Genomic DNA, 23,416 nt, shown 5'->3' on the forward strand with positions numbered 1-23,416 from the left:
CGGCACGCCAGGTCAGCCGCTACTGTGCAGCGGATCAGATCACGGAAAGGGCGGTTGTGAGCTACACCTTCCACGTCGACCTGCGCGGCATCGTCGACCTGCTCAGTCACCACCTGTACGCCAGCCCACGCGTCTACGTCCGCGAACTGATGCAGAACGCCGTCGACGCGATCACCGCCCGTCGGGTGGGCGATCCCGGCGCGCCGGGTGCGATCCACATTTACCCGCCGGAATCCACCGGGGACGGCACGCTGCGCGTCGAGGACACCGGCATCGGCCTGACCGAGGCGCAGGTGCACGAACTGCTGGCCACGATCGGCCGCAGCTCCAAGCGGGACGACCTGGGGTTCGCCCGGCACGAGTTCCTGGGCCAGTTCGGTATCGGTCTGCTCTCCTGCTTCCTGGTCGCCGACGAGATCCGGGTACGCACCCGTGCCGCCGGTGGTCCGACGGTCGAGTGGATCGGGTACGGCGACGGACGGTACGAACTGCACGTCGCCCCGGCCGAGCGGGACCGCCCCGAGCAGGGCACCACCGTGACGCTGGTGCCTCGGCGAGGCGCCGAGCACTGGCTGGGCAGGGACACCGTCGTCGAAATCGCCTCGCTGTACGGGTCGCTGCTGCCGATCCCCGTGCAGGTCGACCACGAGGCCATCACCACGGGCCTCGCACCCTGGGAGAACGACCCGGCCGAGCCGGCGGGCGCACGGCGGGAGCGCCTCGACGCGTACTCCCAGGAGGTCTTCGGTTTTTCGCCCTTCGACGTGATCGACCTGGCGGTGCCCGCAGCGGGCCTGCGCGGGGTGGCGTTCGTGCTGCCCATGCCGGCCAACCCGACGTCGCGGGTGGCCCACCGGGTGTACCTCAAGCAGATGCTGCTCTCCGAGGACATCGAACGGTTGCTGCCGGAGTGGGCCTTCTTCGTCCGCTGCGTGGTCGACACGACCGAGCTGCGCCCCACCGCGAGTCGGGAGGCGCTCTACGAGGACGCGCTGCTCGACGAGGTCCGCGACGCGCTGGGCGACACCCTGCGCGGCTGGATGACCCGGCTCGGACGCACCGACCCGCGCGGCCTCCAGGCCTTCCTGCGGGTGCACCACCTCGGCGTCAAGGCCCTCGCCGTGCACGACGACGAGATGCTGCGCCTGGTCGAGCAGTGGTGGCCGTTCGAGACGAACATGGGTCCGCTGACGCTCGCCGAGTTCCGCGAGCGGCACGGCGTGGTGCGTTACACGCCGTCGGTGGACGAGTTCCGGCAGCTCGCCGCGGTCGCCGCAGCCCAGGGGATCGCCGTCGTGAACGCGGGCTACGTCTACGACGCCGAGCTGGTGAGCCGACTGCCCGACGTGGACAGTGACATCGTCACCGAGATCCTCACGGCGAGCGACCTGGCGACCCGACTGGAACCGCTCGACCCGGACGTCGAGCTGGCCGTGCGGCCCTTCCTCGTCCTGGCGCAGCGGACCCTCGACCGGCTCGGCGTGCAGGTGCTGGTCCGGGCCTTCGAACCGGCCAGCATGCCCGCGCTGCACCTGCTCGACGGTGACACCGCCCTGGCGGTCGACCTGCGTCAGGGGCAGGAGCAGGCCGACGAGCTGTGGTCGTCGATCCTCGGCACCTTCACCCAGGGGCGCGACGAGCGGCCGCAGCTCGTGTTCAACCACCGCAATCCTCTGGTGCGGCAGGCCATCTCCACCGGTGACGACGAGCTGACGACGCTCGCGATCGAGGGCCTGTACGTGCAGGCGCTGCTGCTGGGCCACCAGCCGCTGCGGCCCGCCGACACGGCCGCGTTGAACCAGTCGTTCCTCGGTCTGCTCGCACGCGCCATGGAGGGAACCCGATGACCACCTCCGAGCACGAGTTGCGGGAACGCCTCAGCCAGGCGTACGCGCTGCCGCGCGGCCCGGTGCGGTTCGCCGCGCTGGACGCGGTCTTCCGGCACGCGGACGCGGCCGGCGACGTGCCGTTCGCCTTCTCGGCCCGGATGAACGCGATCAGCGACTTCCGCCACGGCGGTGACCCGACGCGGGCGTTCCTCGCCTTCTCCTGGTGCCTGGCGACGGCCGACCGGCAGCCCGAGGTGGTCCACGCGCACCACACCCGCACGTTGCTGTGGGACTTCAAGTGGATCGTCTGGGCGTTGCCCCAGTTCCCGGACATCCCGCTGGAGCGCACCATGGCGGTACTCGACGACATGCAGCGCCGCTACCAGCTCGCCGGGCACAGCCTGCACGCGGTCCACCAGCACCGCTGGCTCGTGGCGCACCACGTCGGGGACATGGCAGCCGCCCAGGAGGCGTACGACCGGATGGTCACCGCCAAGCGGGATTCGATGTCGGACTGCCAGGCGTGTGTCCCGTCGGGACAGGTCCGCCACCTCACGTCGCTCGGCCGGTACGACGAGGCCATCACCATCGGGGAGCCGTTCAAGCGCGGCGGCTGCACCGAACAGCCCCAGTGGATGCTCAGCGAGCTGCTCACGCCGTACCTGCGGACCGGCCGGTTCGACGAGGCCGTCGAGGCGCACCGGGACGGCTACCGCCGTATCCGCGCCGACCGTCACCACCTCGACAACCTCGCCCAGCACGTGCTGTTCTGCGGGCTGACCGGCAACGAGGCACGCGGCCTGGAGCTGGTGGAACGGCACCTGAGCTGGCTGGAGCGCCCCTCGTCCCCGTACGCGGCGATGGAGTTCGCCGCCTCCGCCGCGCTGGTCCTCGGCCGGCTGCGCGCGACCGGGCACGCCGACCTGACGCTGTCCCGCCGCTCGGACGACGGCACCCGCCGCTGGGAGGCGACGGTGGCCGAGGTCCACGACGAGGTGGCCGCGCAGGCCCGCACGATCGCCGCCCGGTTCGACGTCCGCAACGGCAACCGGCACCAGAGCGAACGAATCGAGGCGCGCATGGCCGCCACCCCGGTGGCGCAGCACGTACCACTCACCGTCCTCGCCGGGCGCGTCACCACGTCCGAGCGGACGACCGACCCGGCGCTGGCAGCGCTCGTCGAACGGGTCGCCGCCCGCACCGCGGCGGGCGATGCGGCTGGCGCCGCGCGGGCCCGCCTGGACGTGGCGCACACCCTGCGCAACGCGGGCCGGCAGGAGGACGCGATCGAGGCCGCCGAGGAGGCGGTCCGCAGCCTCGACCGGGCCGGTCTGCGCGACGAGGCGCTCCGCTGCCGCCACCTGCTGTGGGAGCTGTACCGCCGGGCCTACCACCACCGGGACGCGGCCCGCGTGGTGCTGGCCGAGCTGATCCGGGCCGGGAACCTGCCCGACGGGCTGCCGCCGCTGGAGACCATCCTGGAGGACGCCGCCGACCTGCTCCACGGTACGGAGGGGTTCACGCACCTGGTCACGGCCGCCGACCGGCACCGGGCCAACGGTGACGCCGACGCCGAGTTGCGGGTGCTGCGCAAGGCTCTGGGCCGCCTCGCCAACCAGCCGCCGGACGACGTCGCCTGGGCGGTGCTGGCGCGCGTCGATGCCCTCGGCGAGGAGGCGCGGCCTGCCTCCGCCGAGCTGTCGGGCCGGGACCAGGTGACCGCCGCGCAGTTGCTGAACCGTGCCGGCCGCACCGCCGAGGCGCTCGACCGGCTCGACAGGGCCGTCAGCCTGTTCGGCGGCGACGAGTTGGCGGACGATCGTCGCTCGGCCCGGCTGTACCGGGCGCGGTTGCGGCTGCGTCTCGGTGAGCCGGCCCGCGCCGAGGCGGAGGCCCGGGAGGTCCTGGCCGAGGACCCCGACGAGTACGGCTACGACGCCACCGCCCTGCTGAGCCTGGCGCTGCGGGCGCAGGGCCGCGCCGACGAGGCCGAGAAGGCACTGGCCGCGCAGGACATGGACGAGGACGACCTCGACTACTACGAGCAGGACCTCGAACCGGACGACGACGAGGACTAACCGGCCGGGCGGGCGCAGCCGACGACGAGGGTGGCCAACAGGGCGGGGTGATCGGTCGCCCCGTCCATGTCCACCGATCGGGCGCAGCACAGGCTGATGTCGTCGCTGGCCACGATGTGCTGCACCGCCCCGTCACCGACGCGGGGATGACCAGGCGGCACGCAGGTCCCCACGTCGCCGGGGCGCAGGTTGAGGTCACCGCTCAGCACCGTGGGGGCGTACCCGGTGCGCCGACGAATGGCGGGCAGGATCCCGTCGATCAGCTGGCCGCACTGGGCGAGCGCGACGCTGCGGCTGGTGGCCGCCAGGTGGGTGGTGCAGGCGTTGAGCCCGCCCTCGACGTGGACGCACAGCCAGGGTCGTTCCTCGGGGTCGGCGAGGTCCTGTGCAGGGTGGATCCCACTGTGCACCGTGTACCGGCTGGCCGTCGTCGGCAGTCGGGCCAGCAGACCGATGCCGTACGCCCGGCCGTTGCGGCACCGGGTGTCGGCGCCGCTGGGCCGGTCGCCGGCAGCCTGGAAGGCGGACGTGACTCTCGCGCGGCCGTGGACCGTCGCGAATACCGCCTCCAACGTGGGCACGTCGTCCTGGCAGATCTCGTTGAGGGTGACCAGATCGGGCCGCTCGGTCCTGATCAGTTCGGCGGCCCTGGGCACCGCCCGGCCGGTGTAGCAGGCGGCGCGACCGCTGTTGCACAGGTTCATCTGCGCCACCCACAGGGTCGTGGGCGCGGGGGAGGCGGGGACGGGCCGGGCCGGCACACCGGCGACGACGACGAGACAGCCGACGGCGAGGGCCCGGCGAATCGCGCGGAACGGGCCGTTCGCGCGCCGGCCAGGGACGGTCGTGCCCCGGCGGCGGTCGGTGTCGCCGGGCGGATCGTCGGACATGCGGACTCCGGCAGCAAGGCGGCACTCTTCGCCGAGGTGTCCGAGATCCTACTGCCGCCCGCCCGGAGCTCTATGGTGGACCGATGATCACCTGCGTCGTGCACTACACCATCGACCCCGCGCAGATCGAGGCGTTCGAACGGTTCGCCCGCTCGTGGATGCGGCTCGTGGCCCGGCACGGCGGCGTGCACCACGGCTACTTCCTGCCCGCCGAGGGTGCCAGCGACCGGGCCGAGGCCCTGTTCAGCTTCGAGAGCCTGGCGGCGTACGAGCGGTACCGCGCACGGTTCGGCAGTGACCCGGAGTTCGTCGCGGCCGACGCCATCCGCGACGAGTCGGGTTGCGTGGTGCGCTACGAGCGGACGTTCATGCGCCCGCTGTTGCCGGGTGACGACCTGACCGGGTCGCGCTGACACGGGCCGTGCGGGGAGGGTGGACCCCGCACGACCCGTGCCCGTCTCAGCGGTGCGGCCGGGGTGTGACGCGCGGCAGGACGTACGGCGGGCCGGCGGAGATCAGGTCCGACTTCAGCTCCTGGTACGCCCGTTTGGGCTGGTAGTTCTCGTCGTAGATGGTGGCCAGGCCCTCGGGCGGGTCGTTGAACCAGTCCGGCACCCACGAGTACTTGTCGCTGAAACCCCAGACCGTGTACGACAGGCAGCTGCGGACGGCGAGGCACGCCTTCATCAGCACGCTGAAGTTGGCGGCCGACGCCTGCAACCGAGGGTTGATCTCCTCGGAGTTGCCGGCCTGGACGCCCGCGGTCATCTGACTGCGGACGTCGACCTCGGTGAACGCGGTGGCCAGACCGAGCGCGGCGAAACGCTTCAGGGCGGCGGTCACCTGGAGGGTGTCGAAGTTGCCGTACTGGGTGCCCAGGTGACCCTGTGAGCCGACACCGTCAATCGGGACGCCCTTGGCGCGCAGTCCCTTGGCCATGTCGTAGACGAACTGCGTCTTGTCGTCGGCCGGGTTGCCCGAGCCGAACGCCTCGATGTTGTAGTCGTTGTAGAACAGCAGCGCCTTCGGGTCGGCGGCGCGGGCCCACCGGAACGCGTCGGCGATGTAGTCCGGGCCGAGGTTCTCCGCCCAGAAGCCCTTGTAGTGCAACGTCGACGGGGTGTCCCAGGGGTCGCTGACCGCCTCGTTGACGACGTCCCACTGCCAGATCTTGCCCTTGAAGTGGTTGACGACGGTGGTGATGTGCCTGCGCAGCAGCTCGCGCAGCTCCTGCTTGCTGATGGTGCCGTCGGCGACGCCGCTGGTCAGCCAGGCGGGCAGTTGGTTGTGCCAGACCAGCACGTGGCCCCGTACGCTCTGCCGGTTCCGCTTGGCGAACTCGATGAGCTGGTCGGCGGCCGTCCAGTCGTAGGTGCCCCGGGTGGGTTCCAGACTCTCCCACTTCATCGCGTTCTCGGCGGTGACGGAGGAGAACTCGGAGGCGGCGAGCTGGCGGTAGCGCGGGTCGTCGGCGTCGTTGAGGGCTGTCGCGTTGACCGCGGTGCCGATCTTCAGGCCGTGGCGCTGGCCGAGGGCCGCGAGGGTCTGCGTCGTCGGGTCGTACGGCCGGCTCGCGGTGGCCGGCACCGCGTTCAACGCCGCAGCGGTCGCGACGGCGACGGCGCCGGCGCTGATCCACCGTCTTGGCTTCATCTGCCTACCTCTCGATAATGATCGACAAGTGTCGATCTTTGAAGGAAGGGTGCGGCCCGGGATGAAAAGGGCGCGGGGCGTGGCTTCGAAGGACCGGAAACTCGTTCGAAACATTATGGCCGTCGATAGGCCCCGTCAACTCTGAAAACTTCCGGAAAACAGTCGGGTGAGCTGCGCGACTGTGGATAGTCATCGGATGAAAGTTTCGCCCCTGCGCCGCGCGCCGGGCCGGTCAACGACAGCGGGGACGGCACCGACCGTGCTGGTCGGCGCCGTCCCCACCGTGCGGGATCGGCAGTGGATCAGCCGCGCAGCCGTGCCTCGATCGCCTCGATGACGCGTGGACGCAGCTCCGCGGCGCGGATGACCGCGTCCACCGAGCCCACCTCGACGGCGCGCTGGATGTTGTGCACCCGGTCGAACTCCGTAGCCACCTCGCCGAGCTTCTCCGCCCGCACCGAGGAACGCAGCTCGTCGAGCTCGGCCGTCAGCGCGGCGCGCTCGGTGCCGGACGCGGCGGCGACCCGGGCCTCCAGGGCGCGCACCCGCTCGTCGGCGGCCGTACGGGCGTTGACGTCGGCGGAGAACACCACCGCGGCGGCGGGAGCGCCGCCGAGCACCGAGGCGAACGAGCCTTCCAGCGCGAGAACCGTCATGCTCGGGTTCAGCGCCTTCGAGAACACCACGAACGCGCCGCCGTGGTACCGCGAGATCACACAGAACACGATCGGGCCCTGGAAGTTCACGATCGCCCGGCCGATCTCCGCGCCGTACTCCAGTTGGAGCTTGCGCATCGACTCGGGTGAGCCGTCGAAGCCCGACAGGTTGGCCAGCACGACCAGCGGCCGGTTGCCGCTGGCGGCGTTGATGGCCCGCGCGGCCTTCTTCGACGAGCGGGGGAACAGCGTCCCCGCCGTGTACGTGTCCGGGCCGTCGGTGGGCGGGAAGCCTCGCCGGGGCACGGACCGGGACTCGATGCCGAGCAGGCACACCGGGATGCCGCCGAGGTGGGCGTCCTGCACGACAGCCGTGTCGGCGTCGGCCATGCCCGCCCACCGTTCCAGCACCGGACGGTCCTGGTCGGCGAGGGCCCGCAGCACCGTCCGGATGTCGAACGGCTTCTTGCGGTCCGGGTTGGCCTCGGCGGAGAAGATCTCACCGACGGTACGGAAGGGGCTGCCCGCGACGTCGTGCGGGAACGGGGAGATGTCGCGGTCCACCGGGTCGGTGGTAATCGCCCGTCGCGGGGCGTCCTCGCCGGGCGCGACGTACGTGTGGTCGTAGTGGGCCATCAGCACGTCCCGCGCGGCGGTCAGGTTCGGCGCCCAGTACTGCGCCTGCCCGTTCGGGCCCATGACCCGGTCGTAGCCGCCGATGCCGAAGTTGTCCTCGGCCGAGACCCCGCCGGAGAAGTCGAGCGACTGCTTGCCGGTGAGCACCATCGCCGAGTCCGGCGTCATCACCAGGACGCCCTTGGTGTGCATGAGCATCGTGGCCTCGGCGTTCCAGTACGGCTGCGCGCCGACGTTGATGCCCGCGACCACGATGTTGATCTCACCGCCGGCCTGGGTGAACTCGACGATGCGCTTGAGCGCCGCCGCCACCCAGTCCATGTTCTCCGTACCCGAGGTCATCGAGATCCTGGCCCCGGCGGACAGCGCCCACCACTCGACCGGCACCCGCATCCGCTCCGCCAGGTCCAGGGCGGCGATCACCCGCCGGCACTCCGGCTCGGACAGCGCGCCCAACGACTTCGTCGGATCGCCGAGCAGCACGACCCGGGTCACACCCTGCGGGTGTCGCTCGCTGGGTGAGGTGACCACGCCGGCGACGATCGCGGCGCGGTTGCGCCCCCTCGGCCGGTCCACCGGCACCAACGCGTACGCGTCGTCGAGGTCGTGCTCGACGAAGTCACCGAGCCGGCCGGTCAACTCGTACGGGTAGACCGTGTTGCGGCTGCTGGCCCGCAGCACCTTGAGCCGGTACTCGTCGAGCGGCTCGACGGCCTCGGCCGGCGGCTCGCCGACGGTCAGCTCCGCGCCGCCCTGGGCGTCGAACGAGATCCGTACGGCGATCTTGGTCAGCTCGCCGGTGCGGCGGTCGCGCTGACGCGCGACGAACAGGATCTCCTCCAGCCCGGCCCCGACGGTCGTCGGGCGCACCCGCCCGGCGATCATCTCCATCTCCTCGCGGGTCAGCTCGCTCGGCGGCCACACGTAGACGACGATCCGGTTGGTGGTGAAGCGCGTCTTCGACGGCCGCCGCGACTGAGCCCGGCGGATCGAGTCGAGGCAGGCCGCGACCGCGTCCTCGGCGGTGGGCAGCGCCACCAGCCGGCCGTCCTGCTCGCGCAGCTCGGTCAGGTCGCGTACCTGGGCGAACGCCACGAGGCGCTCGTCGGCCGGGTTCTCCCGCGCCACGCACTGGAAGAGGTAGACCTCCTCGTCCGACGACGGCAGCCGGGTCAGGTCGAACTTGTGCAGCCGCTCCAACTGCATCCGCTGCGCGATGTACGGGTGCAGACCGCGGATCAGCCGGTCCTCGACCATTCCGTCGTCCGACGGGCGGAAGGTGAAGTGGTGGTGCATCACCGCCCCGCCGCGACCCGCGACGGTGGCGGTGAGCCGACGCACCTGCGCCGGCAGCGGATGGGCGGCCAGCACGTCGAGCAGCGCGGCGGCCATCGCGTCGAAGTCCTCCGGCTGGTTCTCCCAGCCGAGGTAGATGTCGGCGTCGACGGAATCCTCGGCGCCGGCCAGCTCGGTCAGCCCGCGCAGCGCGTCGCCCAGCCCGTCGAAACGGACGGCCGCGGAGACCACACTGGAGTCCGCGCGTTCGGCGACCACGAAGGAGCAGTCGCCGACGTCGCTGGTCCGCACCCGGGTGAGCGCCTTGTTGCCGTAGTAGCGGCGGGTCAGCACCTCCAGCATGACCGTGTTGTCGAGGTGGTGACGCACGAGGCGCTGGCCGAGCAGACGTACCAGGGGCTCGGTGCTGCGGACCATCTCGGCGACACGCTCGGCGCGGTCGGGGGCGTCCGGGTGGGCGTCCAGGTGTCGCAGGTGGGCCCGGACCTGGGCGTAGACGCGGGCGCGGTTGCGGCGCAGCAGCGGCTGCGCGAACCAGGCGAACACCACGCCCCGGGCCAGGTCGGCGATGGCGGGGAAGCGGACCTGCGTGGCGGCCACCAGCCGTTCCAGCGCCAGACCTGCGGGCTCGCGCAGCGACTCGTCCGGCGGGGTCTCGCGCAACCACTCGCGCAGCAGCGACGCCACGACTGTCGCGTCGACGGACGCGCGCTGCTGGGCCAGGAAGATCCGGAAAACGGCGGCTTCCAGCCCGGGGGAGCGCTCCAGATCTGTCACACCGTAGTGGCCGAGCGCCTTGGCGAGCTTGGCCTGGAAGGCGTCCGGCAGCCCGGCCCGCTCCACGTCGAGGCTCTGCAGGTAGGTGTGCAGGTACTCGCGGTCGCTGCGCGCGTGCGCGCCGCCGTCCTCGCCGGTCGGCCGGTTGCGGCTCAGCTCGGCAAGGTCGGCGAACACGTCGACGAGATCCACCTCGGCGGCCAGCGGCCGGTGACCGTCCTCGGCCGCCAACCGGCGTACGACGAGGTAGTCGTCGAGCACGCGGCGCTCGTCGTGCGGGTCGACGTCGAAGCCGAGCAGCAGGCCGCGCAGGTCCTCCTGGCCGCGCCTCGCGCGCTCGTACGCGGACAGTCCGTCGTCGGCGGCGGGCAGGTCCAGCTCGACGGCGGGGGTGCTCGGGCCGGCCACGGCGTCGGTCGCCTCCTCGGCGAGCGGCTCCAGCCGCAGCAGCGGCGCACCGGCCTCCACCTGGCTGCCCACCGAGACCGCGCACTCCTTGAGCCGGGCCTTGAACGGCGCGCGCAGCACCGTCTCCATTTTCATGGCCTCCAGCACCAGCACCGGCGCGCCCGCCTCGACCTCGGCGCCCACCTCCAGGGGAGTGGCGACGACCAGCGCCGGCATGGGGGAGCGCAGCACGCCACCCTCGTCGCGGCTGACCCGGTGCGTCACGCCGTCCACCTCGACGAGGTGGGTCGGGCCGTGCGTGCCGGTGAGCAGCCGGTACCGGATGCCGTTGACGGCGATCTGGCCGGTGTGCCGGTCGAAGCGGTCCAGCTCGACGTCGGCCGTGTGGGCGGTACCGCCCGCCTCGATGCCGACGCGGAACCGGTGCGCGCCGATCCGCGCCACGCGCAGCCGGTAGGTGACGCCGCGCAGCTTGAGGTCCAGCGGTCGGCCGCTGGCGTGCTGCACCTGCGGGCGGCCACCGGCGGCGGTCGAGAGCAGCCGCTGCCGCTCGGCGCGCTCCTCCTCCTCGTACGACTCGATCGCGGCGGCGGCCAGGGCGACCGCGGAGTGCCGGTGCGTGACCAGCCGACCCTCGCCCCGGACCCGGTCGATCCAGCCGGTGTCGGCGCTGGCGTCGATGATCTCGGGCTGGTCGAGCAGGTCGAGCACGAAGCTCTTGTTCGTCGCGCCACCGTCGATGATCACCGTGGTGTCCGCCATCGCACGCCGCAGCTTGCCCAGCGCCTCGTCGCGGTCGCGCCCGTACGCGATGATCTTCGCGATCATCGAGTCGAAGTCGGCCGGGATGGTGTCGCCCTCGCTGACCCCGGTGTCCACCCGGATGCCCGGCCCGGCGGGCAGGTCGAGCCGCGCGATGCGCCCCGGTGACGGCGCGAAGTCCCGGTCCGGGTCCTCGGCGTTGAGCCGGGCCTCGATGGCGTGCCCCCGCTCGGCCGGCGGGTCGCCCACGAGCCGACCGCCCGCCGCGACGTGCAACTGCGCCTTGACCAGGTCGAATCCGGTGGTCAGCTCGGTGATCGGGTGCTCGACCTGGAGGCGGGTGTTGACCTCCAGGAACGCGAACAGCCGGTCACCGGGGTGGTACAGGAACTCGACGGTCGCCGCGCCCCGGTAGCCGACCGCCACGGCGAGCCGCTCCGCCGACGTCTTCAGCTCGGCAGCCTGCGCCTTGTCGAGCACCGGCGAGGCCGACTCCTCGATGACCTTCTGGTTGCGCCGCTGCACCGAGCAGTCGCGTACGCCCAGCGCCCACGCCGTGCCCTGACCGTCGGCGATCACCTGGACCTCGACGTGCCGGGCGCCGGTGACCAGCCGCTCCAGGAACACGATGCCGCTGCCGAACGCCCGCGCCGCCTCCTGGCTGGTGCGCTCGTACGAGTCGGCGAGTTCGGCCTCGTTGGTGATCACACGGATGCCGCGTCCGCCGCCGCCCGCCGTCGCCTTGAGCATCAGCGGGTAGCCGATCTCGGCCGCCGCCGCCCGCGCGGCGTCCAGGCTCTCGACGGCGCCGCGACTCCACGGCGCGACCGGGACGCCGACCTCCTCGGCGATCAGCTTCGAGCCGATCTTGTCGCCGAGTTGGCGCATGGCCTCCGGGCTCGGTCCGACGAACGTGACCCCGATCTTCTCGCACAGCTCCGCGAACGCCGGATCCTCGGCGACGAAGCCCCAGCCGACCCACGCGGCGTCGGCGCCGGTCTCGGTCAGGGCGCGTTCGAGCGTCGCGAGGTTCAGGTAGGGCCGGGCCGATGCCGGACCGAGGTCGTACGCGATGTCCGCCTCGCGCACGAAGGTGGCCGTGCGGTCGACGTCGGTGTGGAGGGCGACGGTCTCGATCCGGCTGCCCGTCTCCGCGGCCAGCTCTCGGACCGCGTGGATCAGCCGCATGGCGGCCTCACCACGGTTGACGATGGCGACACGGTTGAACACCCGACTGACCCCTTTGGTAGACCACGATGTACGTGCCGCGAGACGACGGCTCCCGGCAGTGATCACTTTTCCGCCTCGGAGCGGACAGCGCCATGGTGCAACGGCCGAACCAACAGTCGCTCCGTTGTAGGAACCCCACAAAACTTTTTGGCTGTCGAGCCGTGGGCGTCGGATCTCCGCCCGATCGTTGGCGTGGATCCCCGGACGTCACCTTCGGGGGCTTTGCGGCTTTCTGCCGCTATGGCCGACGCCAGTGTGCCCATCGGTGTGAGTGCGGCGGGGTCCCGGCGGAGCGACACATGTGCAAGTCTGGCTACGCTCCGAACCCCCGCGTACCACCACCAGGCACCGGCACGCCGCGCGAGGCGGGCTGGCCTTCGCCCGTTCCGGAGGAACCCGTGGCGCAACCGTATCCCGCACGGCGCTGGTTGGCCGGCTTGGCCGTGGTCGGCCTCGCCGCCGTGTCCACCGGCGCTCCCGCCGCCGCCGAACCCGCCGCACAACCCGCAGCGGCGCTCAACCTCTACGCCAACAGCGCGATCGTCGCCCCCGGCGGCCCGCACAAGTGGGTGGCGCTGCACTCGCTGGCACCCCAGTCGCTCGGCACCTACACGGTGCGCGTGGACCGCAGCGAGGTCACCGCCTTCGCCGACGTCGTCGAGGGCGAGGGCCGCAGCACCTGCACCACCGCGGGGCCGGTGATCACCTGCGTGATCGACGGTGCCAACGAGCCGGACCAGGACCTGCTCACGCTGGGCGTGACCGCGCGCCCGGACGCGCAGGTCGGTCAGCGAGGCGAGCTGGCCCTGACGGTCACCGCGCCGGGGACGGGCACCGCGACCTACCGCTCCACCGTCAGCATCGGCGAAGGAGTCGACCTGGCCACCGCGTCCGACGTGGACCTGGACGGCACCCTCGGGTCCACCGTCGGACTTCCGCTCACCGTGACGAACCGGGGCGCGACGACCGCGCGGGGCCTCGTGCTCTACCTGTACGGGTTCAACGGGCTGACGCCGGCCAAACGCTACAAGAACTGCGAGTACGTCGACCTCGACCAGGACAACAGCCCCTTCGCCTGCGCGTTCGACACTGTGCTCGCACCCGGCGAGACGGTCGCGGTCGACTCCACGTTCACCGGCACCGTCGCCGCCGACACCTGGGCACCCAACCTCTACTACAACTTCGCGTACTGGTTCACGCCCGCCGACTGGGAGGAGTACCAGTCGCAGTACCGGCCGGCCGCTCCCCTCGGCCCCAGGGGCACCGACCCGGCGCTGACGCTGGTGCCGGCCACCGACACGCAGGTCCGCGCGCTCGGGCAGACCGACACCCGCTTCGTCAACAACGACACCACGATCACGCTCACCGTGGCCGGTGACCAGCGCGCCGACGTCGCGGCCGTCGGCGCAACGGTGACCGGCGCCGTGGGCGCGACCGTCCCCATGTCCGTCGGGTACGTCAACAACGGGCCGGCCCGTGCCGGAGACAGTGGACAGCAGGGGCTCGCGGTACCGACCACGGTGACCCTGCCGGCCGGCGTCACCGCGGTCACCGTGTCGACGGACTGTGTCGACCCGACGGACGACGAGTGGCGTCCGGGCAAGCCCGGCGCGCGGGTCTACGAGTGTTCCGCCCCGGGCGGCATCGCCCGTGGTGAACGGGTGGGCTTCGACTTCGGGTTGCGCATCGACCGGGCCGGCAGCCAGACCGGTTCCGTCGCGCTGCGTACCCGCTCCGGCGGCGGCCCGATCGCGGACCTGAACCCCGCCAACGACACCGCCCGAATCCTGGTCAACCCCAACGCCCCCACCACCCCCGGCGGCAACGGCAACGGCGGCGGTGGTGCCGGCGACGGCGGCTCGCTGCCGATCACCGGTGCGCCCCTCGGCCTCATCGCGGCCCTCGGTGCCCTCCTGATCACCGCCGGCCTCGGCGGCCTCCTCCTGACCCGCCGCCCCCACCCCAGGGCCTGAACCAGTCCCGCCACCTGCGTCGATCATGAAGTTGTTGCCCTGACACGCCGACACGACGGGCGATAACTTCATGATCGACGCAGGTCTGCCGGTTGACGCAGGTCTGCCGGTCGACACCGGGGGATGGTGTCCTAGGACGGTTTAGGGGGTGTGGGCTTGGTCGGGGCGGCGGCCTCGGGTGGAGACGAAGTGGTACGACATCACGGCGAACCCGGGGTCCCGCATGAGTCGACGGAAGGCATCGAGCTGCTGCGGTGACAGCCCCGCCGCCAGCAGGTCCGGCGCCAACTGGCGGGAGTTGGTCTCGTAGAGCGACGCGCCGGTCGACCCGCCTGCCCAGCTCTGCGAGTGGGTGATGGTGTCGACGTCGGTCAGGCCCGCGAGGGCCATCTCGGTGTGCACGTCCTGCGCCCACCCCAGGTCGGCGCCGTGGTCCTGCAACACCCCCATCATGGCGTCCATCACCTGCGCGAACAGCTTCGCCGCGTCGTCGCTCGGCGCGTTCAGCACCCGTACCGGCGTGGTGCAGTCGAACTCCTCGACGACCAGCCAGCCGCCCGGTGCCAACGCGCGGGCGAGCGTCCGCAGGACCCGTCGACGCTCGGGCAGGTGCAGCAGCACCAGGCGTGCGTGGATCACGTCGAACGCGTCGCCGGGCGGGGGATCGGCGCGTACGTCGTGCCGACGTACGTCCAGGTTGCCCCGCGCCACGAGGTGGGTGGGGTCGATGTCGGTGGCCAGCACATGGCCGTTTTCGCCGACCGCGCGGGCGATCCGCCGGGCCATCGAGCCGCCGCCGGCCCCGACCTCCCAGCAGGTCGACCCGAGGCGCAGGACCGGGCAGGCCAGGCGGCGCATCGTGATCGGATCCAGGAAGGACTCCAGCGCCCGCATCTGCGGAACCGCGTCCGGTGTGCCGTTGTCGAAGGTGTACGCGCCATCACTGGTCAGGGTCGCCATCGTCTTCTGCCTCTCCAAAGGGGGCGGGCTGTCGGTCCGGAGCCGGGGGACCGGGTGACTACAGGCTGTCGGTCCAGAGCCGCGGGGTCGCTCCGCTGGCCGGGGATGTCGGTGTGGCGGCGATGCCGACCATCGCCTCCAGGCGGGCGGGATCGCTGCGTGCCTCGACGGTCGGCCGGTCGTAGACCACCCGGCCGTACTCGAGCACCGCCACCCGGTCGGCGGTCTCGATCGCGTGGCGGAGTTGCTGTTCGACGAGCAGCACGGTCAACCCGCTGGCGGCGAGGTGACCGACGAGGTCGCGGACCCGCGCGGCCAGGTCGGGTGCGAGCCCCTCACAGGGTTCGTCGAGCAGCAGCACCCGTGGCTGGCCGAGCAGCGCGCGGGCGATGGCCAGCATCTGCTGCTCGCCGCCGGAGAGTTCGCAGCCACGGTGTCGCAGGCGTACCGCCAGGCGCGGCAGCAGTTCGAGGATCCGGGCCACCGTCCAGCCCTCACCGCCGGGTGTCGCGGCCCGCCACGGGGCGGCCGCCAGGACGAGGTGCTCGGCCACCGTCAACCGGGAGAAGACCCGCCGGCCCTGCGGGACGAGGCCGACGCCGGACTGCGCGACCCGGTGGGGTTGCCGTCCGGCCACGTGGACACCCCCGATCTCGATGCGCCCGCTGGAGGCGCGCACCAGCCCGGCGATGGTGTGCACGAGGGTGCTCTTGCCGGCGCCGTTGCGGCCCACCACGGCCTGGACGGTGCCCGGCGGTACCCGCAGGTCGACGTCGTGCAGCACGATCCCCCCGGCGTAGCCGGCGCAGAGCCGCTCCACGTAGAGCATCAGGACACCCCGTCGGCGTAGGCCTGCCGCACCAGCGGCGAGGTACGGATCTCGTCCGGTGTGCCGACGGCCAGGGTGCGGCCGTCGCGCAGCACGGTGACGGTGTCGCAGAGGGCGTACACCAGGTCCAGGTGGTGCTCGACCAGCAACACGGCGACCTGCCGGGGCAGTGCCACCAGCAGCTCGGCGAGCCGGTGGACCTCGGTGGCGGACAGCCCGGCCGCCGGTTCGTCGAGCAGGAGCAGGCGGGGACGGCCGGCGAGGGCCATCGCGATCTCCAACTGTCGCCGCTGCCCGTGCGCGAGCTGACCGGCGGGCACCGTCGCGAGGTCGGACAGTCCCATCTGGTCGAGCAGCGCGGTGGCTCGCCGCCGGGCGGCGTCCCGGGTTCCACCGGGCCACCACCGCCGCCGCCGGATCGTCCGGGGCAGCGCCGCGACCTCGATGTTCTCGCTGGCGGTGAGGGTCGCGAAGACGGCGGGCCGCTGGTGTATCCGGTTGATGCCGCGCCGGGCCCGCGCCGCCGGTCCGAGCCGGCTGACGTCCCGTCCGGCGAAGCGCACCGTGCCGTGCCGAGGACGTGTCGTCGCGCCGAGCACGTTGAGCAGAGTGGTCTTGCCGGCCCCGTTGGGCCCGATGAGGGCGTGCCGTTGGCCGTCGTGCACACACAGGTCGACGTCGGTGAGCGCGGCGAGCGAGCCGTACCGCACGGTGACCTTCTCGGCGCTGAGCAGGCAGGTCATACGCGCAGCTCCGGGGTGCGGGTGGGTGCCGGGACCGGGCGGTCCGGAGTGGGGACGGGTTGCCGGGGCCCGCCGCGCGGGCGGCGGGCCCGCGCGACGCCGGTGGGCAGCAGGTAGACCGTCGCCACGAACAGCGCGCCCAGCACCAGCGGGGCGTGACCGGGCAGCACCCCGAACAGCCAGTCCCGTACGGCGATGACGAGGACCGCGCCCACCAACGCGCCGCCGACCGACGCGGTGCCGCCGATGACGACGCCGAGCAGGAGCAGCGCGGACGTGTCGAAGCCGAAGTCGGCGGGGGATATGTACTGCTGGGCGACGACGAGCAGCGAACCGGCCGCACCGGCGATCGCCCCGGCGGCGACGTGCGCGCCGGACAGGTACAGCGGCACGCGGTGCCCGCTGGCCCGTAGCCGCGCCTCGTCGTCCCGCCCGGCGCGCAGCAGCAGACCGCCCCGGGACCGCACCAGCAGCAGGACCGCGCCGACCAGCATCGCCACGACGACGAGCGTGTAGACGTACCGGGCCCGGTCGGAGGCCAGGACCGCCATTCCCCACAGTGGACGGACCGGCGTGATCCCGGCCAGTCCGTCCGTGCCGCCGGTCACCGACCGCCAGCGTCCGAGGACGGTCACCACGAGTTCCCCGATCGCCAGGGTGATCATCAGGACGATGACGCCCCGGGCCGGCACGACCAGCGGCAACGTCACGGCGGCGAGCGTCGCCCCGGCCAGCGCCGCCACCGCGACCTGCACCACGCCGACGTCGGAGACCTGGCTACCGAGCACCGCGCTGGCGTACGCGCCGGCGGCGTAGGGTGCCGTCTGGCCCAGCGTGGGCATGCCCGCGACACCGGTGAGCAGCGCCACGCTCACCCCGACCAGACCCAGCGCGAGGGTCCGGGCGAGGATCGCCGCGGTGTAGTCGTCGACCACCCACGGGGCCACGACCAGGCCGGCGAGAACGAGCGTCGCGACGGCGGCCCGCAGCCGGCGGATCACCTCGTCCCTCACGCCGCCGCCCACCGCAGGGCCAGGCCCCGCGCCCGCACGGCGAGCACGGCGGCCATGGCGGCGAACAGCAGGAACGGGGCGGCGGACGGCAGCAGCGCCACGCCCAGGGTCTGGATCTCGCCGACCGCCAGCGCCGCGAGCAGGGTGCCCACCATGGACCCGAGGCCGCCGAGGACGACCACGACCAGCGACAACAGCAGCACCGTGTCGGCGGTGTCCGCGCCGGGTCCGATGATGGGCGCGCCGAGGACCCCGGCCGCGCCGGCCAGCGCGCCGCCGGCGGCGAGCACGCCGACCTTGATCCGTGCCGGGCTCACACCCAGGCAGGCGACCATCTCCGGATCGTCCACGGCCGCGCGGACCAACATCCCGGCCCGGGTCCGTCGCACCGCCAGGTAGAGACCGGCGGCGAGGGCCGCCGCCACCGCGATGAAGACCAGCCGGTACGCGCCATAGCGGTGTCCGGCGACCGCCACCGACCCGTCGAGGGCGGCCGGAACCCGCACCTGCGGATCGTCGGGGCCGAAACCGGCGACGAGGAGGCTGCCGCCGGCCAGCGCCACCCCGAAGGTCAGCAGCGCCTGGGTGAGGTGGTTGCCGCTGGCGACCGGCGTGAGCAGCCCGGCGAGCACCACACCCGCCGCGGCGGCGGCCAGCACACCGACCCCGAGCGCCAGGGCGAGGCTCGCCCAGCCGCCGTCGAGCAGCGCCGCGGCGGTGTAACCGCCGATGGCGTAGAGCATGCCGTGTGCCAGGTTGAGGATGTTGGCGACGCCGAAGCAGAAGACCAGGCCCGACGCGGCGACGAAGACGAGCAGCCCGTAGGCGACACCGTCCAGCGCCGGGATGACGTACGGGTCGATCTGGTTCGTGCCGGCCGCCACCGTGTTCACCGGCCGACGGTCGCGAGGTCACCCACGACGGTGTTGGACAGCGCCCGACCGTCCTGGCGGACCTGGCGCAGGTACCACTTCTGCACGGGCGAGTGGGTGACAGTGGAGAACTGCCACGCGCCGCGGGGGCTGGCGATCTGCCCGAGCTTGCCGATCTGCGCGTTGATGGCCTCCGGCGTCGGGTCGCTCCCGGCCGCGCCGACGGCACGGTCGAGCACCGCCGCCGCGTCGTACGACGCCAGGGCGTACGTCGTCGGCGAGCCGTCGTGCTTGGCCTTCCACGCCGCGACGAAGTTGCGGTTCTCGGCGTTGTCGAGGTCGGGGGAGTAGTTGAGCACGGAGTAGATGTCCCGGGCCGCCTCGCCCTGGGCGTTGAGCACGCCGCCTTCGGTGAGGAACCCGGCCGCGTACAGCGGGATGTCCTTGATCTCGGACTGCGCGTACTGCTTGACGAAGTCGACGGCCGCGCTGCCGGCGTAGAAGGTGTAGACCGCCTGCGCGCCGGAGGCCTTGATCCGGGCGAAGTACGGCGTGAAGTTGGTGGTGGCCGGGAACGGGGTGAAGGTGGTCTTGCCGTCGGGATTGGCGAGCGTGCCGCCGGCCTTGGCGAACGCCTCGGTGAAGCCGCGCAGTTCGTCCCAGCCACCCTGGTAGTCCGGGCCGATGGCGTACACCGAGCCCTTGACGTTGTCCTTGACGTGCTGGGCGATCGCGGCGCCCGGCTCGTCGGAGAGGTACGAGGTGTGCCACACCCGTTCGACGTCCTTGATCTCCGGCCGGCCGTTGGAGCCGACGAGCGGGACCTTGGTCTCCTGGAGCAGCGGGTAGACGCCGGCGACCGAGCCGCCGCCGACGATGCCGGTGAGCGCGGCGACGCGGTCCTGCTTGAGGAGCTTGGTGGCCGCCGGTACGGCGGTCGCCGCGCCGTTGCCCTCGTCGGCGACGACGAGGTCGACCTGCCGGCCGCCGAGCTTGCCGTCGTGGGTGTCCAGGTACAGCTCGAAGCCGTCGCGGATCTCCTTGCCGACGGACTGGTACGTCCCGGACAGCGACGCGAGGAGTCCGATCTTGATGGACCCGCCGCCGGTCGTGGCCGGTTCGTCGTCTGCGCAGGCCGTGCTCACGGTGAGCACGAGCGCGAGCAGCGTGGCGCCGATGGCACGGCTGCGCGCAGGGGTGGTGAGGGACATGTCGTCTCCAGGGGAAGAGGAGGAGGGGTCGGGTGGGTGGGGTCAGCGGCTGCGGGCGAGCGCCGCTCGGGCCGCGGGGGTCAGCGCGTCGCCGATCCGGTTGGCCAGTTCCGTCATCTCGTAGGAGACCTTGCCGACGTCGCATTCGGGTGCGGCGAGCACGAGCAGGGACGCACCGTCGTTGAACGCCATCGAGAACATGAATCCACCTTCGAGCTGGGTGACGTTGGAGATCACCGCCCCGGCGTCGAAGAAGGCCGCCGCGCCCCGCAGCAGGCTGACCAGGCCGCTGCCCGTCGCGGCTAGCTGGTCCGCCCGGTCCGGCGGCAGGTCGCGGGTGGAGGCCACCATCAGGCCGTCACTGGAGATGGCGATCGCATGGCTGACCTCGGTCGCGCGCTCGGCGAAGCTGTCCAGCAGCCAGCCGAGGTCCTGGTGGTCGGTCACGTGCTCTCCCTGTCGGTCACGAGTTGCCGAGGTTGATCGGGGTACGTCGGCGGGCCGCCACTCCCCGCGCGTACGCGGCCATCGCGGTGGCGACCTGGGCCGGGTCGCGGTATTCGGAGCGCTGCTGCTGGGTGGGCACGGTGACCCCGCCGGGCACCAGATACTGCTGGGGTTGCCGTTTGGGCAGGCCGGAGGTCGTGGTCACGGCCACGTCGGGCGTCTGCGCCTGGGCGGCGGTACGCCAGGCGTCGTCGGCGGGGCTGGACCACTGGCGGCCGTTCGGGGCGTCCACGATGTCGGTGTGGAACCAGTGGTTGACCTGTTCGAAGATGAGCAGCTCCTCGGTCGGCGCGTCACTGGGGTCCACGCGGGGCGTCGGGCGGAACACGGGCGCCGCCGGCAGCGTCCGCGCGGCCGGGGCGTGCCCGGCGGTCGGTTCCGAACCCGGCCGGTACGGGGGCGGGGCCGTGGACGTGCGGGCGGCCCGTCGGGACAGCCGGCCGGGGGCGAGCAGGTACTCCTCCGGTGGCAACGACCGGATCATCGCCGCGGGCAGCGTCGCCTCGGCGAGGGTGCCGCGTCGGGGACCACGACGCAGTTGGACGCTGGCGCCGAGGCGGGCGGCGAGCTGACCCACGACGACCAGGCCCATGGCCCGGACGGCGGCGACGTCGATGGCGGGTGGTCGGGCCAGCAGCTCGTTGAGTTGCTGCAACCGCTGCGGGGGCAGGCCCACGCCCTCGTCGCTGATCTGGATGATGACGCGGTCGCCGAGACTGCGGCCGCTCACCCAGGTCTCGCTGCCCGGTGGCGAGTACGCCGTCGCGTTGTCCATGAGTTCGGCGAGCAGGTGCACGACCTCGTCGACGGACTTGGCGGCCACCGCGACGTCGCCGTCGACCATACCGAGCCGGATGCGCGCGTAGTGCTCGATCTGGGACTGGGCCGCCTGGAGCACCTGTTGCAGGGGTACGTCGTGCTGGCGTACCCGGCCGACGCCCACGCCGCCGAGCACGAGGAGGCTGGCGTTGATCCGGCCCATCCGTGTGGCCAGGTTGTCGAGGGCGTAGAGCTGGTGCAGGCGGTCCGGGTCGGTCTCGTCCCGTTCGACCCGGTCGACCTGGGCCAGGACGGCGTCGACGAGTCGCTGTTCGCGACGGCTCAGGTGGATGAAGATGTCGGCGGTGTTGGCGCGCATGACGGCCTGCTCGGCGGCGGTCCGCACGGCGGCCTGGTGTACGGCGCTGAACGCCTGACCGAGTTCGCCGATCTCGTCGTCGCTGGACGGTTCGAGGGCGGCTGTGGACTGTTCGCGGGCCAGCTCGTCGGGGTCGACGCTGGAGCTGTCGGGGCGTTGCAGCCGGGCCACCACGGCGGGGAGCTGTTCGAACGCGACGGCGTTGGCCGCGTCGCGCAGGCGTCGCAGCCGGCGGGTGATCTGCCGGGCGACGGCCCAGGTGACCAGGGCGGTCAACAGCAGCGCCAGCAGCACGCCGACGCCTTCGGCCACGGCCCTGCGGCGCTGGTCGGCGTAGGCGGCCCGCACGTCGTCGAGCACCGCCACGTCGACGCGCCCCCGCAGGTCGGCCAGGCGGGCGGAGCGCTGCTGTGTCGTGGTGACCCAGTCGGTGGTCTGCAGGCGCAGCGGCGTTCCCGGTTGGGCGCGGCTGACCTCGTCCTGCATCCGTTGCAGCGCGAGCGCCTCCTTGCCGGTGCCGGCCTGCTCCCACCAGAGGCCCCACTCGCTCGGGGCGAGGGCCAGGAACGACAGGCTGGACTCGGTGTAGCTGGTGCGGGCCGCGGTGATGTCCTGCTGGGTGGCGGGGGTCAGCTCGCCGGCCGCCGCGGCCCGCAGGACGGCCACCTGCTGCTGGCCGATGGCCTCGGCGGTCTTCGACAGCGCGGCCGAGGCCCGGATGCCGTCGGCGAGGCGGGCGTTGACGACGCCGTGCGAGACGTTCTCCCGGAAGGTGATCAGGTCGGCGATGGCGATGCGGTAGCTGAACGTCATCGCGGAAACCGAGGCGTGTTCGGCCGTGCGGACCTGGGTGCGCAGCGGCGCCAGGCCGTCCAGCGCGGCGTCGACGCGGCGCAGGAGCGTGGCGTTGGCGTCGGTGGGCACCCGGTCACGCTGCCGGCGGTAGCGCGCGACGGCGGCGTCGGTGGCGGTCATCTCCGCGCCGAAGGCGTCCTGCTGCTCGGGCGCGGCGTGGGTGAGCAGGTCGGCGGCCGCGACCCGTTCGCGTTGCAGCCGGTACGCCAGGTCGCCGGCCTCCGCGCCGAGGCGTGCCAGCACCTCCAGGTCGCTGGCCCGGGTCGTCTGGCGCGCGCTCTCGGTCAGCGCGAGGCCGGCGAAGCCGATCACGGCCACCAGTGGCGCCGCCACGATGAGGCGCATCCGCCCGGCGATCTTCCAGCCGCGCTGACGGGTCGGGTAGGGTCGGGCCGCGTGGGACCTCGTGCTCGACGCCAAGATTGACTCCCGCGACTCGTCGATGACGGTCTATACGCACCTTGCCGAATGCAAGTCCCATTCGGCCGGAACCCGCGCTCGGAGGCCAGACCTCGCGGTGGTACAAACTGGCCGTACCAGCATCTGTACCCAGAGTCAGCGACCGGTGGCGCCCCGCGTCCGGTGCCGGGTGGACGCGCTCAGCGCTGGTCGTCGAGGTGCTCGGCGCCGCGACGGGGGTCGTGACGCGAGTTGGTGTCGTCCAGGTCGGGTTGGCTGCTGAGCACCTGGCCGATCAGCTCGCGCAGCTCGTCGATGGCGTCCACCACGGCGCCCGGGTCGCGCGCGTCGCGCCGACCGCGCTGGCGCGGCACCGGTGGATCGAGGCGCGCCCGGTCCGACGAGCGTGGCCCCCGTCGTCCGTCGGCCGCCAACTGTTCGGCCGCGACCAGTGGCCACAGCGAGGCCAGTCGGCCGCCGGTTTCGAGCACGTCGTCGCAGCGGACCGCGAACTCGTGGCTGCCGAAGCGGCGGCCCGACTCCACCGCCGCGACGGTCTCCCGGCTGAACCGCACCAGGTCTGCCAGGGCGCGCTGGGTCAGTCCCCGTTGGACCCGGCAGGTGCGCAGTTCCCATCGGAACTGTTGGCTGGGCGCGGAGCGAGCAGCGCTCGACGGGGGCGTGTGCTCCATGCGCTCACC

The 23,416-nt window shown here is 72.5% G+C and carries 16 protein-coding genes; 4 read left to right on the forward strand and 12 right to left on the reverse strand.

Annotated features, from left to right (window positions below; genetic code table 11):
• The first annotated feature begins 56 nt into the window (after nucleotides 1-56).
• The gene (locus tag ABZV06_RS20625) at nucleotides 57-1,847 is read left to right on the forward strand and encodes an HSP90 family protein (protein ID WP_355623407.1); all 1,791 of its coding nucleotides are present in this window, start codon (nucleotides 57-59) and stop codon (nucleotides 1,845-1,847) included.
• Complete coding sequence (locus ABZV06_RS20630) at nucleotides 1,844-3,907, forward strand: hypothetical protein (RefSeq protein ID WP_355623410.1); 2,064 nt, start codon at nucleotides 1,844-1,846, stop codon at nucleotides 3,905-3,907. Before ABZV06_RS20625 ends, ABZV06_RS20630 begins: the two co-directional genes overlap by 4 nt.
• On the opposite strand, the gene ABZV06_RS20635 is transcribed toward ABZV06_RS20630, so the two are convergent.
• Nucleotides 3,904-4,797 carry an endonuclease/exonuclease/phosphatase family protein gene (locus tag ABZV06_RS20635; RefSeq protein ID WP_355623413.1) on the reverse strand — a complete coding sequence of 298 codons (894 nt, stop codon included), beginning with the start codon at nucleotides 4,795-4,797 and terminating at the stop codon, nucleotides 3,904-3,906. The two genes, ABZV06_RS20630 and ABZV06_RS20635, sit on opposite strands and share 4 nt — an antisense overlap.
• Before the next feature lie 83 nt (nucleotides 4,798-4,880).
• Here ABZV06_RS20635 and ABZV06_RS20640 point away from each other — a divergent pair, with 83 nt between their 5' ends.
• Entirely contained in the window at nucleotides 4,881-5,210 is a 330-nt protein-coding gene (locus ABZV06_RS20640) for an NIPSNAP family protein (RefSeq protein ID WP_355233588.1), read from the forward strand.
• A 46-nt stretch (nucleotides 5,211-5,256) separates the two neighbouring features.
• Here ABZV06_RS20640 and ABZV06_RS20645 read toward each other — a convergent pair whose 3' ends face one another.
• Together ABZV06_RS20645 and ABZV06_RS20650 are read right to left on the reverse strand one after the other, a co-directional pair.
• Nucleotides 5,257-6,450 (reverse strand): endo-1,4-beta-xylanase, encoded by a 1,194-nt coding sequence (locus ABZV06_RS20645; RefSeq protein WP_355623416.1) that lies wholly within the window; start codon nucleotides 6,448-6,450, stop codon nucleotides 5,257-5,259.
• Between the two features lie 302 nt (nucleotides 6,451-6,752).
• Nucleotides 6,753-12,215, reverse strand: coding sequence for a carboxyl transferase domain-containing protein (locus tag ABZV06_RS20650; RefSeq protein ID WP_355623419.1), 5,463 nt, complete (start codon nucleotides 12,213-12,215; stop codon nucleotides 6,753-6,755).
• A gap of 398 nt (nucleotides 12,216-12,613) precedes the next feature.
• On the opposite strand from ABZV06_RS20650, the gene ABZV06_RS20655 reads away from it, so the two are divergent.
• Nucleotides 12,614-14,188, forward strand: a complete 1,575-nt coding sequence (locus tag ABZV06_RS20655; RefSeq protein ID WP_355233594.1) for a cell wall anchor protein — start codon at nucleotides 12,614-12,616, stop codon at nucleotides 14,186-14,188.
• Between the two features lie 141 nt (nucleotides 14,189-14,329).
• Here the strand turns inward: ABZV06_RS20655 and ABZV06_RS20660 are convergent, their stop codons facing one another.
• From ABZV06_RS20660 to ABZV06_RS20700, 9 genes are all read right to left on the reverse strand, one after another.
• A complete protein-coding gene (locus tag ABZV06_RS20660; RefSeq protein WP_355623422.1) occupies nucleotides 14,330-15,148 on the reverse strand; it encodes a methyltransferase in 819 nt (272 codons plus the stop codon).
• 58 nt (nucleotides 15,149-15,206) lie between these two features.
• The gene (locus ABZV06_RS20665; protein ID WP_355623425.1) at nucleotides 15,207-15,977 is read right to left on the reverse strand and encodes an ABC transporter ATP-binding protein; all 771 of its coding nucleotides are present in this window, start codon (nucleotides 15,975-15,977) and stop codon (nucleotides 15,207-15,209) included.
• Nucleotides 15,977-16,720: an ABC transporter ATP-binding protein gene (locus ABZV06_RS20670; RefSeq protein ID WP_355233600.1), complete on the reverse strand. Its 744-nt coding sequence runs from the start codon at nucleotides 16,718-16,720 to the stop codon at nucleotides 15,977-15,979. Before ABZV06_RS20670 ends, ABZV06_RS20665 begins: the two co-directional genes overlap by 1 nt.
• A complete protein-coding gene (locus tag ABZV06_RS20675) occupies nucleotides 16,717-17,733 on the reverse strand; it encodes a branched-chain amino acid ABC transporter permease (protein WP_355623428.1) in 1,017 nt (338 codons plus the stop codon). The genes ABZV06_RS20670 and ABZV06_RS20675 overlap by 4 nt, the downstream gene beginning before the upstream one ends.
• Complete coding sequence (locus ABZV06_RS20680; protein ID WP_355623431.1) at nucleotides 17,730-18,626, reverse strand: branched-chain amino acid ABC transporter permease; 897 nt, start codon at nucleotides 18,624-18,626, stop codon at nucleotides 17,730-17,732. Before ABZV06_RS20680 ends, ABZV06_RS20675 begins: the two co-directional genes overlap by 4 nt.
• Nucleotides 18,623-19,816 carry an ABC transporter substrate-binding protein gene (locus tag ABZV06_RS20685; protein ID WP_355233606.1) on the reverse strand — a complete coding sequence of 398 codons (1,194 nt, stop codon included), beginning with the start codon at nucleotides 19,814-19,816 and terminating at the stop codon, nucleotides 18,623-18,625. The genes ABZV06_RS20680 and ABZV06_RS20685 overlap by 4 nt, the downstream gene beginning before the upstream one ends.
• Nucleotides 19,817-19,858: 42 nt before the next feature.
• Nucleotides 19,859-20,263, reverse strand: a complete 405-nt coding sequence (locus ABZV06_RS20690; protein WP_355233608.1) for a roadblock/LC7 domain-containing protein — start codon at nucleotides 20,261-20,263, stop codon at nucleotides 19,859-19,861.
• Between the two features lie 16 nt (nucleotides 20,264-20,279).
• Nucleotides 20,280-22,736, reverse strand: a complete 2,457-nt coding sequence (locus ABZV06_RS20695) for a nitrate- and nitrite sensing domain-containing protein (protein ID WP_355623434.1) — start codon at nucleotides 22,734-22,736, stop codon at nucleotides 20,280-20,282.
• A gap of 179 nt (nucleotides 22,737-22,915) precedes the next feature.
• A complete protein-coding gene (locus ABZV06_RS20700; protein ID WP_355233612.1) occupies nucleotides 22,916-23,407 on the reverse strand; it encodes a helix-turn-helix transcriptional regulator in 492 nt (163 codons plus the stop codon).
• Nucleotides 23,408-23,416 lie beyond the last annotated feature (9 nt).

The organism is Micromonospora sp. NPDC005172 (genome assembly GCF_040608555.1).
In the GTDB taxonomy this organism is placed as follows: domain Bacteria; phylum Actinomycetota; class Actinomycetes; order Mycobacteriales; family Micromonosporaceae; genus Micromonospora.

Coding starts and splice junctions, on each gene's coding strand:
- ABZV06_RS20630 (WP_355623410.1), top strand. CDS start 1,844: ATGACCACCTCCGAGCACGAGTTGCGGGAACGCCTCAGCCAGGCGTAC.
- ABZV06_RS20635 (WP_355623413.1), bottom strand. CDS start 4,797: ATGTCCGACGATCCGCCCGGCGACACCGACCGCCGCCGGGGCACGACC.
- ABZV06_RS20640 (WP_355233588.1), top strand. CDS start 4,881: ATGATCACCTGCGTCGTGCACTACACCATCGACCCCGCGCAGATCGAG.
- ABZV06_RS20645 (WP_355623416.1), bottom strand. CDS start 6,450: ATGAAGCCAAGACGGTGGATCAGCGCCGGCGCCGTCGCCGTCGCGACC.
- ABZV06_RS20660 (WP_355623422.1), bottom strand. CDS start 15,148: ATGGCGACCCTGACCAGTGATGGCGCGTACACCTTCGACAACGGCACA.
- ABZV06_RS20665 (WP_355623425.1), bottom strand. CDS start 15,977: ATGCTCTACGTGGAGCGGCTCTGCGCCGGCTACGCCGGGGGGATCGTG.
- ABZV06_RS20670 (WP_355233600.1), bottom strand. CDS start 16,720: ATGACCTGCCTGCTCAGCGCCGAGAAGGTCACCGTGCGGTACGGCTCG.
- ABZV06_RS20685 (WP_355233606.1), bottom strand. CDS start 19,816: ATGTCCCTCACCACCCCTGCGCGCAGCCGTGCCATCGGCGCCACGCTG.
- ABZV06_RS20700 (WP_355233612.1), bottom strand. CDS start 23,407: ATGGAGCACACGCCCCCGTCGAGCGCTGCTCGCTCCGCGCCCAGCCAA.